Consider the following 11,878-nt stretch of genomic DNA (forward strand, 5'->3'; position numbering starts at 1 on the left):
GGGCGGAAAGTACAAGCTTTTTTTATCAAAGAGACAGAATTTTTTTATTCCGCACTTGGAAAAATCGTTTCCAGGAGCGTCCAACTCGTTCCGAAATCTGTGGAAACGTAATGACGCATCGTATCCCCTTCCACGTTATTAAACGTATGAAGTTTCTCTCCGTTCGCCATCGTCACGAAATGCGCGAATGCCGCCGTATTGCTCGGACCGGTGTCTTGAGGATAGAACGCTTCTCGAATAGGGAAATTACTTTGATTTATCTGAACCCAATTGACTCCGAAGTCCGTCGTTCTGTATAGGAAATGCTTATTGATTCCGGAACTGTCCGTCGCGATGAAAGAAAGGTAAGATCCATTGTTTCCGCGTACGGCATAAATCACATCCGTATCCCGAATGCCGGGAGCGCTCAATACCTGTTGATTGGAAGTTCCGGGAGAAGTTAAAGCTCCGAACGAAGTGATATCTCCGGGAGTTGAGGTGATTCGCACCGAATCGTTCGTATGTTCTACGTAATGCGAGAGAGTGAGATCGGGTTCGAAGTAAAAATTAAGATTCCCTAAGAACGTATTAAACGGAGCCCCCTGATAGTTGGAAACCAAGGAGACAGGAAGGGCTCCAAACGCGGCGACGGTCCCACTTGTTGAATTGAAGTTAAAGTTAGAGGCGGTAATCGAATCCAGACAATTTCCCGAACTTCCGTTTCGAACAACGAAAGAACATTTCGTATTGATCGGAGCTGAGATCGTGAGTCGATTCGAAAAATCGCTGTCCATGTTGTAACAGGTCGTCGAGCTCGCGCTGATCGGCTGTTCGCAAAAAACGATTTTTTCCGCGGCGCCGACGTTATAACTTCCGATTCCCACGATCATCTCCCCGGGTATAACGGGCGAAAATTTGGTAAAAGTCATGCGAGAACCTGCGGACGGCAAGGTGGAACCGACCCAATAATAATAGTCCGGCGACGTGAGCGTATTTAAAACTTCAAAAAAGAACATATATTTATTACTCAAATTTCCCGGAATATATCCATATCCGATCAGATTCGCGAGTTGATCGCCGACCATAGGCACATTGGTCGGAATCACAGCCGTCGAATTTTCTCGAGCGATGAAAAGATCGACTCGATTTCTCGGATCATCGGTTCCGTCGAATGTTCTTCGGGAATATGAAATGTAAGTATCGATATCCGCCCTTTGGAAGGCCTGGTATTTGTTTAACATAAAGTCGGTGTAACCGAACAAGTTTACGCCCAGTAACGTACGAATGATACCTATCGTTCCGTTCGGATCCAAAGCGTTTTCTTCAAACTTATAACACTGGGATTGGAGGAGGATTAATAAAATCAAAATGAACCGTTGCATAACTTTACCCTATTAAAAAAACCAATTGTATTTAGCCTCTGCTCTCCAGCCAAGGCTCGAGTTGGCACCGATCTGCGAGGAAGGAAACTCTCTCATGGAATCCATCTGCAAGCCTTTCTTAAGGATCGTTCCTTGCGGAGTCAAAGCCACATCCTCATCTTCCCAGGAAATTCCCGTATAATAAACGTGACCGAGTTGGATCAGATAAAGAATGACAGTCGCAGTGGAGATTTTTTGATAATCATCTATTGCCTTTTTATAATCATCCCTCTTTCCATTTGTAAGAATCTGACCTGCCAAAAGAGGACTATTTCCACCGAAAACCTGCGCGTTCAAACTAGCCTGATCATAATCCGCCTTGGTTTGCGTTACTTTCTGAGCGGCAACATAGGTGGCGACAAATCCCGTCCAAAAAAGAGCCCCGTAAACATAGGCAGTGTTCTTTCTTTCGGCTTTGTAGTGTCCCCAGCCGGGCAATACGGCCGATCGCCAAACAAGATTCCAACGATTTCGATCCCCGGATCGAGGCCCTTTGAAGTCCGGCTTCGCCACGATCGCTTCGTCTTCGATTTGTTTTTTTTCATCGGCGGATTTTGCCTCCTTCAATTTTTTTTCCTCTTCTTGACGGATCCGCGTTGCTTCTTCTTCATTCACGTCCCGATACACCACTTTCAAAATCGTCTTTTTCGAAATGGTTTTTACGGAACCGTCCGTTAGGCGAACCGTAATATTCTTTTCGTTTTGCCCCGTCACGTCCCCTTTGAGTGATGTTCCATTTTTTAGGAGAATTGTCTGCGCACTCCAAATCGATTGAGAAAAGAAAAACAAAACGATCAGAAGAAAAGAGAAGTATCTTGTTTGTTTCAAAAGGATCTCCATTTTTATTAAAGGAAAAAAAATATGATTTCACCGACTAAATTTCAATCCTTGAAATCATATACGATTTTGATGTTTGCTATCAATAACTTTTTAGAATTCTTCCAAAGGATCCTGCGTCGACCCGGAAAAAACGCAGTGATCAAAGTAAGAGCAACCTGAAGAGTGAAGATACAATTCCGTTGAAAATTAAACGAATCGTAATTTGAGCTTTTTGGGCGCAAGAAACAAGATCTTCTTCGGAAATACTAACTCTACTAATAGTAACGAACGTGGGTTCGAGTGTTTCGTTTTTTGGAATGATGAGAATTGGATCGAAACCGATTAAGGATTGGAAATCAGATCGTGTTTTTTATAGAATGCGCTTAACAATTCCACCAATAATTCCGGTTGATCGTGATGCATGTTATGACCCGCGTTTTCCATCTCGATATATTCCAGATGTTTAAAGTGAGAAAGGATTTCTTCCCTGTTTTCCGGCATCAGATGAGTTTCCTTTCCGTAAATGATCAAAGTCGGCGAATCGATCGATTCCCAAAGATGACGAGTCAAAAAAGGAGAGAACACAAAAGGAAACCCGCGTTTGTATAAGGGATCGTTTTTCCATTGATAGCCATGATCCGTCTTTTTTGTAAGATACTCCGCAAGATCACGAATCTTGGAAGAATCCAGTTTCGGATATACGGGCTTGAGTCGGGACGCGACCTCGTCTATGCTCGAAAACGTTTTATTCTTTCTATCCTTCGTCCCAACTTCGTTGTTTTCAATCGTATCCAACCAAGCTTTTAGTCTTTTTTTTTCGAATTCAGGCGATTGAAGGGACATGAATCCTTCGAGACAAACAAGACTTTTGATTCTTTCCGGATAAATTCCGGCAAAACGCGCTCCGATTCCCCCGCCCATCGAATGTCCTAAAATATGAAACTTTTCCGGGAGAAAAGAAGAGATAAACGTTTTTACGTCAACGAGGGTCTGGATAAAATGATAGTTTCCTTCCCGAAGCCAATCGGAATCACCGTGACCTCTATAATCAAAACGATATATATCGAAATGTTGCGATAAGAATGGAAATTGATAGAGAAAAGTGTCCGACGCGTCTTGAAATCCGTGAAATAGAAGGAGCGCGTTTTCTTTTCCGTTCTTATGAATTTTATAAGAGAGATTGTAACCACCTGATTGAAAAAATCCGCTTTCGATTTCGCTCATGGATGCACCCTAAATAATTCTCGCCAGTCTTTGGGAAGGCTTGGAATACTGAAAGTAGAAACTTTTTCTACCAAAAGTTCGTCTCCGTCGAAAAGATTCAAAATTTTATCCAAAGAGGAAAGCAAGTCTAACGTTTCTCGTCTGCCCACTTCGCTTAACACGGGAGAACGTAAAATCGTTTCCAACTTCTCCTTCGCTTTTTCGGCTTGCATTCTGGCGCCGCGTCCGTTCGGTTTGACAAAAATCTTATGTAGGGAAACGGAAAGCTGTATGATTCCTTGTAAAAATAGTTTCCGCGGTCCGAAATCCTTTTTCCATTGAAATTCGAAAACCTCGTGTGCCTCGAAGTATTTTCCTTCCCGGAAAAGTCTTTCACCATTTTGATAAGCGAAGTCCACTGTTTTTTCAGGATCGGATGTTTCGGTGATCACGTCGAAAATGGCTACGATTTCCGGGTCAAATTTCAAACTGCTTCCAATCCTTTTCCTGAATCTTCGTCATCGGACCGTCAAACGAACCTTCCGCGTCCCGAACGTAATTTTCTTTTCTCATCCCCAAAAGGACGACCCCTTCCTTCAAGGAAGAATGGAGCAAGTGCAAAGCCGTTCCGGAAAGATTCCAACCCTTATACTGAGGATAGAACTTTACGATTTTTTCATAGAGCAGATGCGAGTTCTGAATATTGTGAAAATGAACATAACGTTCCAGAAGAGGAAGCGCGTCGTTCAGTCTATCGATGTATTCGGTTTGTTTTTGACCTCCGGCAATCGTTTCGATCTGAGCGATCAGTTGTTGCATGATGGGAATCACCGTTCTTTCCAAAAATTGCGAGAGATGATCCTGATTTTGAAATTGATCCAAGTACGGTTCCGTCACGGTTCGAAAGGTATATTTATCGGAGCCGGGAGGAAGTAGTTTTAAGAATTCTTCCTCCCAAGAATACACATCATTCAATTTATTTTTTATATTCTTTAAGACCTCGTCCTGACTTTCTTTCGGATCGTAGGAAAGACGAAAGATGCTCCCCTGACTCGAGATCGCATTGAGCGGTCGATTGACTAAAGGAAGGAGTTGATTCGCCTCTATGATATCGATCAATGACTTTCCTTCGAACTTCCGGTCCAAGAATCCACTTTCCAAAAGATTGGCCGGAAACTGAACGACCGCAAAACCGGATTCTTCTAAACCAAGTTCCGTCTGCACTTCTATTGCGATTTCCAAAACTTTGAGTAAGGAAGTCGCCGTATATTTCTCGGGATTTTCGGGAAAGGTATTGGAGGAAATTCCATAGAATTGAATTTTCCCTTCCTTCCTTTTTTCTTCGAGGAAAAGAAAAGCGTTCTTCACTCTTTTATAATATTCTTCTTTGGCCTTTATTTTGGGAACGTTATGCTTTTCTCGATCCATAAGAAAATACTCTGGATTGTGAAGCAGAAAAACATCCACCGTTTCCAAGCCGAGTCGTTTGAGGGAACGTATAAGCTGATCTTCCAAAAATGCGGGATGAATGCAGTGATAACAGCCTTCTTGGTAATACGTGATTTCCGGAAATTCTTGATTCTTCTTTTCAAGTTCGGAAACGATCTGTAGATTTCTCCCTTGGATATAACCGGATTTTGTTACGATAAAAACTTCTTCTCGTTTCAATTCTCCCCGATCGATTTTTTCTCCGAGAACGCGACCGAGCAGACTTTCGCTTTCGCCGTTTCCATAATTGGATGAAGTATCGACGACGTTAAAACCCTCTTGAAAAGAAAGTTCGAGCGCCTTCTTATGTTCGGGAGATTCAAGTCCCACACGATAACATCCGAAGGCGATTCTCGAGAGAGTTCTTCCGCGAAAGGTGAAATAGGGATTCAGAAGATTCTCACCCGACTTGTATTTTTTTTGAAGCGGGGATCGTTCGGAATATTCTTTCGTCGCTTCGGGAGTTGCACTTCCTTTGCGAACAGATTTTTGATAGAGAGTTTGGAATGGATCGGATGGATTCATATTTTTCCCCGTTTGTTTCGGTTCCCCTTTCGTTACGCATCGCACAAAACGAAATTTCAGAACGAATGTTCGTTATTCGAATTCTAATTGAGAAACGATCTTAATAACATTCCGTTCCAGTATCAATTTTTTAACTTCAAAATAAAAATGCTTTTCGTCCTAACTCGCTTTTTTACCCTAATTTAAGAGAAGTTGAGCCTCGGCCCATCTTTTTCGAATCATATTAATTTTTCGATGAATTCTTTCCACAATCAAACAGGAGAAAATGAAATGGATTTAAAGGCTGGATATCTCCGGTCTTCCATCGGGAGAAAAACTCTCGTGGCAGTAACCGGACTTGTTTATTTCGGCTTTGTTGTTGCTCATATGCTGGGGAATCTTCAGATCTTCCTCGGACAAGAAAAAATCAACGCATATGGCCAAGCACTTAGGGACATCGCCCCCCTTCTCTGGGTAGCCAGAATCATTCTGATCGTAAGCTTTATCATTCACGTCTACTACGCGATAACGCTCTCTATTGAAAACAAAAAGGCTCGTCCCGTTCCCTACTCAAAACAGAATACGGTTCAGGCAACTTTAGCTTCTCGAACCATGGCTCTTACGGGTCTTTTGATTCTTTCCTTTCTCACCTATCACCTTCTTCATTTCACGTTAGGCGTAACCAATCCGGATCATTTTGCGATGACCGATTCCAAGGGAAGACACGACGTCTTTACGATGGTCATACTCGGTTTTCAGAATCCGATCGTATCCGGTTCTTATATCGTCGCGATGGTCTTACTCGCGTCCCATATCAGCCACGGCGTCGCTAGTGTTTTTCAAACCTTGGGCTTGAGCACTCCTTCCTTGAGTGGAAAGATCAAAGCTGGAGCGATCCTTTTTGCTCTGATCATTTTCATAGGCAATACTTCTATCCCGCTTTCGATTTTGCTGGGATACGTTCACCCGTAATCTTTTGGAGAAACTTTCATGAGTTTAGATTCTAAAATTCCAAGCGGCTCCATTGAACAAAAATGGTCCAATCACAAAGCCGATATCAAATTAGTAAACCCCGCTAATAAAAGAAAATTCAATATCATCGTAGTCGGTTCCGGTCTTGCGGGCGCTTCGGCTTCGGCGACTCTCGCGGAACTCGGTTACAACGTAAAAACGTTCTGCTTCCAAGACAGCCCTCGAAGAGCTCATAGTATCGCGGCTCAGGGTGGAATCAACGCGGCGAAGAACTACCAAAACGACGGAGACTCCGTTCACAGATTGTTCTACGACACAGTAAAAGGTGGGGACTTCCGGGCAAGAGAAGCGAACGTGCATCGTCTCGCTGAAGTTTCGGTAAACATCATCGACCAGTGTGTCGCACAAGGTGTTCCTTTCGCAAGGGAATACGGCGGACACTTAGCAAACCGTTCTTTTGGTGGAGCTCAAGTTTCCAGAACCTTCTACGCGAAAGGTCAAACCGGACAACAACTTTTGTTAGGAGCGTATTCGGCTCTTTCTCGTCAGATCGGACTCGGCGCCGTCAAGATGTATCCAAGGACCGAAATGGTGGAGCTCATCGTCGTCGACGGTCACGCAAAAGGAATCGTGGTTCGTGACTTAGTCACGGGAAAACTTTCCACTCACATGGCGGACGCGGTTGTTCTCGGAAGCGGCGGATACGGAAACGTATTCTTTCTTTCCACAAACGCGAAAGGTTGTAACGTAACCGCGACTTGGAAGGCCCACAAAAAGGGAGCATTCTTTGCTAACCCGTGTTATACACAAATTCACCCGACTTGTATTCCGGTTTCCGGAGATCATCAGTCCAAGTTGACTCTGATGTCCGAGTCTCTCCGAAACGACGGAAGAATCTGGGTTCCCAAAAACAAAGGCGATAAAAGAAATCCAGCGGATATCCCTGAGTCGGAAAGAGATTATTATCTCGAAAGAAAATATCCGAGTTACGGAAACCTTTCTCCAAGAGACATCGCGTCTCGCGCGGCGAAAGAAGCCTGCGACGCGGGACTTGGAGTGGGAGAATCCGGACAAGGTGTCTATCTGGACTTCGCGGATTCGATCAAACGTCTCGGCGAACCGAAGATCCGAGATCGTTACGAAAACCTCTTCCAAATGTATGAACAAATCACCGGCGAGAACCCTTACAAACAGCCGATGAGAATCTATCCAGCCGTTCACTACACGATGGGCGGACTCTGGGTGGACTACAATCTTATGAGTAACCTTCCCGGGCTTTTTGTAATCGGAGAAGCGAACTTCTCGGATCACGGAGCAAACCGTCTTGGAGCTTCCGCTCTGATGCAAGGACTCGCGGACGGATATTTCATTCTTCCTTATACGATCGGAAATTATCTCGCGGGAGTCGGATTCAATTCTCATCCGAAAGAAGATCATCCTGAAGCGAAGAAAGCGCTTTCCGATGCGGAAGAAACCACGAAAAAATTTCTTTCCATCAAAGGGAAAAGAACCGTGGATTCATTCCATAGACAACTCGGAAAACTCATGTGGGACAAGTGCGGAATGGCGCGTAACGACAAAGGGTTGAAAGAAGCGTTAGCCGAAATCCCTAAGATCCGAGAAGAATTCTGGCAAAACGTAAACGTTCCGGGTAGCGGAAACGACCTAAACCAATCGCTTGAAAAAGCAGGAAGAGTCGCGGATTTCTTAGAATTCGGAGAACTCCTCTGCCTCGACGCACTCACAAGAGAAGAATCTTGCGGTGGTCACTTCCGAGAAGAATACCAAGAAGAAGGAGAAGCGAAACGGAACGACGATAAATTCTGTCACGCAACGGCTTGGGAATTCAACGGAGTCGGAAAAAAACCAACCGAACACAGGGAGAAGCTGGAGTTCGAAAACGTTCACCTCGCTACAAGGAGTTATAAATAATGGATCTGAAACTCAAAGTCTGGAGACAAAAGAGCGGAGAAGAAAAGGGAAAAATCGTAGACTACGACGCAAAGGATATTTCCCCGAACATGTCTTTCTTGGAGATGTTGGACGTAGTCAACGAAGAACTCATCGTCAAAGGAGAAGAACCGATCGCTTTCGAACACGACTGTAGAGAAGGAATCTGCGGTTCTTGTAACCTGATGATCAACGGACAAGCTCACGGACCTCACCAGGGTGTGACCACTTGCCAACTTCATATGCGCTCCTTCAAAGACGGAGATACCGTTTACGTGGAACCTTGGAGAGCGAAGGCTTTCCCTGTTCTCAAAGACCTCGTCGTGGATCGAAGTGCGTTTGATAGAATCATTCAAGCGGGCGGGTTCGTAAGCATCAACACCGGCGGCGCTCCGGACGCAAACGCATTACCGATTCCTAAAGTAGATGCCGATATCGCAATGGATGCGGCCACTTGTATCGGTTGCGGCGCTTGTGTCGCTTCTTGTAAGAATGCAAGCGCGATGCTTTTCGTCTCTGCAAAGATCACCCACCTCGGCCTTTTACCACAAGGAAAAGTGGAACAAAAAGAACGTGTGAAAAAGATGATCAACGCGATGGACAAAGAAGGTTTTGGAAACTGCACAAACCAATACGAGTGTGAGGCGGTTTGTCCAAAATCGATCAAGAGAGATTTTATCCGGACCATGAACAAGGATTTTATCCTTTCTTAAACTTTTTTTCTTATCAAAAGAAGAATTCCAAGCCGCCCTTAATACAGGCGGCTTTTTTGTGGGTTTTCATCCAAATCGATTTTAGAATGTTCTAGAATGCTCGTTGAGATAAGAAATTTTTTAAAACATCTCCCACAAAGATTTAGAATCGACCTCGAGGTTTGTTTCCGAGGGATTTGATCTCAAAGAATGAAAATTCTCCCCCATTTTCTTTTCGAACGGAATTAAAGTCCGCTTCAAGCATTCATTTCTTTCGGATCTTTGTAGGACCAAATGCTTTTAAGAAGAATCATCTGAGTCCATGGTAAAAATTCGTTTTAAGAAGTTAACAAGGAGCGTGCGAAAACATTATGAAATTATATTTTGATTCGAGTTTAATTCGGGAAGAGATTGCAAAACGAAACCTCTTTTTGAGATTTTCCGTATGACATCCTACAAAAAAATCATAGAGAACTATCTCAAGCTCCTTTCCGACTTCCATTTAGAACGAAAAGAATTTGAAGCGATCCTCCATCCGGAAATAGAACAAATTGAATATCCGAATGCGCTAACAAAATCAATCACGGTAAGGCGATTCGAAGACTTGATGAGGAGAATGCCGGCAGGAAAAAATCTACTGAAAGAACAAACCTTTCAAATCAGGCAATCTCTGGAAAAAGAAAATACGGCAGTCGTAGAAGCGGATTGGGGAGCGACGGTTCGGACCGATCTAGGACCTTTCCGAGAAAACCAAAACTTAAAAGCGTATTTTTGTATGATCTTTGAATTTAAGGACAATAAGATCTATCGTCAAAAGAATTACGATTGTTTCGAGCCATTTGGATAAAAATACAAGAAGTGACAAAGTAAACTCTCCATTTTTTTATCCTTTCGAAATATCGACGACTCGATGATCCAGAGAAAAAAGCTCTCGTGTTTATCTTGAATTTGAATGTCATTACCAATTCTTCAACGATTCCGATTCTACTGATTCGCTGAAGATCATCGAATTTGAATCATGAACTCGCGCACTTTTGAAAAGCGCAATTCAGGAGACATCCATTCGATGATCTTAATTCCTCTATTACGTCTCGATTCTCATGCGTATCATTCTTTCTTGGACATGAAGTCGCGAGTGCCACTTCGCTGTTTGGTTTCTTCTTCACAAAAAAAGATCACGGCAAATTTCGATACTTTCATCGAAAGCGGCATTGTCCAATTTTACAATCCGCTTCTTCTTTAGAGATTCTTTTGGGAAGGAAGAAAAAGATCCAAGAAATTCCAGAGTCCACCTTGATGAAGATACAAAACCTTACCCTTGAGTTCTCCCGATTCGCACCTCCGTTGAATTTCAAACAAAGATTTTCCCGAATAGAGTGGTTCGATCGGAATATCATATTCCGCGTAAAATTCTTTACAATATTCTAAAATTCTTATGTCCTTGAAACCAAAACCTTGAGAACTCCGAAATTCTAAAATCCGTTCTTCTGCAATCTCATATTCGGTATGTCCCAAAAATTCTTTCTTTTCTTCCAACCAGGAAATCATCTTTCCCTTTGGAAGACCTACGGAGATCCCAAGGATCGGAATGGAGTTTTGAAAATAACGATTTGCGGACAACCAAGTTAAACCCGAACCAATGTCTAAAACCAAAAAATCAAATTGCGAAAAAGAAATCCCTTCCCAAAGAGTATCAAGAGAATTCGAAGCTTCAGATAAAAATCCATACTCAGGCAACAAAAACTTTCCTTCTTTTTTTACGGGAATCCTGTCCATCCTCTCCTTCCATTCTTTTCGGGAATGAAAAACCTCTAAAGAATGAGAATTCCTTTTTACAAATATGGAATTAGCGGTTGTCCGTTCTCGATTTCTCACGTAAGCAATCGTTTCGATCTGATACCCGAAATTTCGAAAGAAAAACGAGAAGGCCGATAAGGCATTGCTATGCAATTCACCTTGTAGAATCACATTCTTAGTTTTGGATTTTTCTAATGTAGAATGAATTCCGAAAAACTTACGAAGCTTAGTCCCCATACCCATAGCAAGGGTATCATCCCGCGCGACAAAAAGCTCAGCATTTCGCATTCTCCAGACTCTATGAATCTCTGGAGAAGAAAGTTGAAAACGGAGTGGATTTTGAAACAAAGACAAGGGAACTGGATTTTAGATTCTAATAGTAAAAGGTCAAACTTGTTTTTTAGGCTCACCGAAGGCGTTAGAAGAAAGAAAGCGTACGGCCAAACTGTCAACGAGCACATCCATTCTCTTTCTAAGATAAAAAATGTTTTTATCAATTCTTAGAATATCGTTCTTCCATTCCTTACGAAGTTCAGTGAAATCGAATTTTACCTCGGATCGAATTTCTGAGTTATCGGATTTTACTTCCGCACGAAGTTCAGAGATATCCGTTTTTAATTCTGCGCGAAGTTCAGAGATATCCGTTTTTAATTCCATGCGAAGTTCAGAGATATCCGTTTTTAATTCCGTGCGAAGTTCAGAAATATCGGATTTTACTTCCGCACGAAGTTCAGAGATATCCGTTTTTAATTCCGTGCGAAGTTCAGAGATATCGGATTTCACTTCCGCACGAAGTTCAGAGAGATTCGTTTTTAATTCGGAGTAAGAATGCAAGAATTCCGATCTTAAACTTTGATTATCCGCTTTGGATTCCAAACGAACATCCCGAATTTCGGATTTCAATTCGGTACTAAGTTCTTTAAATTCAACTTTGATATCCTTCCAAAAGAGACGAAGGAAACCAAAAAGAGAACCAAAACCGACGATCACCGACAAAAGAAGCGAATATACAGGAAGGGAAGAGAGATCCATAGCGGGATTCTCTAAAAAACA

11 protein-coding genes and 2 pseudogenes are annotated in these 11,878 nt (G+C 42.8%); 5 read left to right on the top strand and 8 right to left on the bottom strand.

Annotated elements, in window-relative coordinates:
- Positions 1-44 precede the first annotated feature (44 nt).
- On the bottom strand, positions 45-1,361 hold the full coding sequence (locus DLM75_RS11975; protein WP_118968747.1) for an LIC11996 family lipoprotein: 1,317 nt from the start codon (positions 1,359-1,361) through the stop codon (positions 45-47).
- Between the two features lie 12 nt (positions 1,362-1,373).
- Positions 1,374-2,240: an LA_0442/LA_0875 N-terminal domain-containing protein gene (locus DLM75_RS11980; protein WP_118968748.1), complete on the bottom strand. Its 867-nt coding sequence runs from the start codon at positions 2,238-2,240 to the stop codon at positions 1,374-1,376.
- A 21-nt stretch (positions 2,241-2,261) separates the two neighbouring features.
- On the opposite strand from DLM75_RS11980, the gene DLM75_RS24265 reads away from it, so the two are divergent.
- Positions 2,262-2,399: a hypothetical protein gene (locus DLM75_RS24265; RefSeq protein ID WP_158586469.1), complete on the top strand. Its 138-nt coding sequence runs from the start codon at positions 2,262-2,264 to the stop codon at positions 2,397-2,399.
- A gap of 162 nt (positions 2,400-2,561) precedes the next feature.
- Here DLM75_RS24265 and DLM75_RS11985 read toward each other — a convergent pair whose 3' ends face one another.
- The 3 genes from DLM75_RS11985 to DLM75_RS11995 are packed head-to-tail and all read right to left on the bottom strand — an operon-like array spanning position 2,562 to position 5,435.
- The gene (locus DLM75_RS11985) at positions 2,562-3,443 is read right to left on the bottom strand and encodes an alpha/beta fold hydrolase (protein WP_118968749.1); all 882 of its coding nucleotides are present in this window, start codon (positions 3,441-3,443) and stop codon (positions 2,562-2,564) included.
- A complete protein-coding gene (locus DLM75_RS11990; RefSeq protein ID WP_118968750.1) occupies positions 3,440-3,910 on the bottom strand; it encodes a DUF309 domain-containing protein in 471 nt (156 codons plus the stop codon). Before DLM75_RS11990 ends, DLM75_RS11985 begins: the two co-directional genes overlap by 4 nt.
- Positions 3,900-5,435 carry an aldo/keto reductase gene (locus DLM75_RS11995; RefSeq protein WP_118968751.1) on the bottom strand — a complete coding sequence of 512 codons (1,536 nt, stop codon included), beginning with the start codon at positions 5,433-5,435 and terminating at the stop codon, positions 3,900-3,902. The genes DLM75_RS11990 and DLM75_RS11995 overlap by 11 nt, the downstream gene beginning before the upstream one ends.
- Positions 5,436-5,705: 270 nt before the next feature.
- Here DLM75_RS11995 and DLM75_RS12000 point away from each other — a divergent pair, with 270 nt between their 5' ends.
- From DLM75_RS12000 to DLM75_RS12015, 4 genes are all read left to right on the top strand, one after another.
- Positions 5,706-6,386: a succinate:quinone oxidoreductase gene (locus tag DLM75_RS12000; protein WP_118969163.1), complete on the top strand. Its 681-nt coding sequence runs from the start codon at positions 5,706-5,708 to the stop codon at positions 6,384-6,386.
- An 18-nt stretch (positions 6,387-6,404) separates the two neighbouring features.
- The gene (locus DLM75_RS12005) at positions 6,405-8,318 is read left to right on the top strand and encodes a fumarate reductase/succinate dehydrogenase flavoprotein subunit (RefSeq protein ID WP_118968752.1); all 1,914 of its coding nucleotides are present in this window, start codon (positions 6,405-6,407) and stop codon (positions 8,316-8,318) included.
- A complete protein-coding gene (locus tag DLM75_RS12010; protein WP_118968753.1) occupies positions 8,318-9,049 on the top strand; it encodes a succinate dehydrogenase/fumarate reductase iron-sulfur subunit in 732 nt (243 codons plus the stop codon). The genes DLM75_RS12005 and DLM75_RS12010 overlap by 1 nt, the downstream gene beginning before the upstream one ends.
- 424 nt (positions 9,050-9,473) lie before the next feature.
- Positions 9,474-9,875, top strand: a complete 402-nt coding sequence (locus tag DLM75_RS12015; protein WP_118968754.1) for a nuclear transport factor 2 family protein — start codon at positions 9,474-9,476, stop codon at positions 9,873-9,875.
- A gap of 392 nt (positions 9,876-10,267) precedes the next feature.
- On the opposite strand, the gene DLM75_RS12020 is transcribed toward DLM75_RS12015, so the two are convergent.
- The 3 genes and pseudogenes from DLM75_RS12020 to DLM75_RS24905 all read right to left on the bottom strand — a co-directional run.
- Positions 10,268-11,113 (bottom strand): PALP domain-containing protein, encoded by an 846-nt coding sequence (locus tag DLM75_RS12020; protein ID WP_429945464.1) that lies wholly within the window; start codon positions 11,111-11,113, stop codon positions 10,268-10,270.
- A gap of 99 nt (positions 11,114-11,212) precedes the next feature.
- Positions 11,213-11,326, bottom strand: a pseudogene (locus DLM75_RS25020) (DUF1640 domain-containing protein); the annotation flags it as partial.
- Between the two features lie 213 nt (positions 11,327-11,539).
- Positions 11,540-11,857: pseudogene (locus tag DLM75_RS24905) on the bottom strand (DUF1640 domain-containing protein); the annotation flags it as partial.
- Positions 11,858-11,878: the final 21 nt, after the last annotated feature.

Origin of the sequence: Leptospira stimsonii, from assembly GCF_003545885.1 — a bacterium.
GTDB lineage: Bacteria > Spirochaetota > Leptospiria > Leptospirales > Leptospiraceae > Leptospira > Leptospira stimsonii.

What these genes read in the sequence shown, in the direction of transcription:
- DLM75_RS11985 (WP_118968749.1), bottom strand. Translation starts at nt 3,443, where the DNA reads ATGAGCGAAATCGAAAGCGGATTTTTTCAATCAGGTGGTTACAATCTC.
- DLM75_RS11995 (WP_118968751.1), bottom strand. Translation starts at nt 5,435, where the DNA reads ATGAATCCATCCGATCCATTCCAAACTCTCTATCAAAAATCTGTTCGC.
- DLM75_RS12015 (WP_118968754.1), top strand. Translation starts at nt 9,474, where the DNA reads ATGACATCCTACAAAAAAATCATAGAGAACTATCTCAAGCTCCTTTCC.
- DLM75_RS24265 (WP_158586469.1), top strand. Translation starts at nt 2,262, where the DNA reads ATGATTTCACCGACTAAATTTCAATCCTTGAAATCATATACGATTTTG.
- DLM75_RS11980 (WP_118968748.1), bottom strand. Translation starts at nt 2,240, where the DNA reads ATGGAGATCCTTTTGAAACAAACAAGATACTTCTCTTTTCTTCTGATC.
- DLM75_RS12010 (WP_118968753.1), top strand. Translation starts at nt 8,318, where the DNA reads ATGGATCTGAAACTCAAAGTCTGGAGACAAAAGAGCGGAGAAGAAAAG.
- DLM75_RS11975 (WP_118968747.1), bottom strand. Translation starts at nt 1,361, where the DNA reads ATGCAACGGTTCATTTTGATTTTATTAATCCTCCTCCAATCCCAGTGT.
- DLM75_RS12005 (WP_118968752.1), top strand. Translation starts at nt 6,405, where the DNA reads ATGAGTTTAGATTCTAAAATTCCAAGCGGCTCCATTGAACAAAAATGG.
- DLM75_RS12000 (WP_118969163.1), top strand. Translation starts at nt 5,706, where the DNA reads ATGGATTTAAAGGCTGGATATCTCCGGTCTTCCATCGGGAGAAAAACT.
- DLM75_RS12020 (WP_429945464.1), bottom strand. Translation starts at nt 11,113, where the DNA reads ATGCGAAATGCTGAGCTTTTTGTCGCGCGGGATGATACCCTTGCTATG.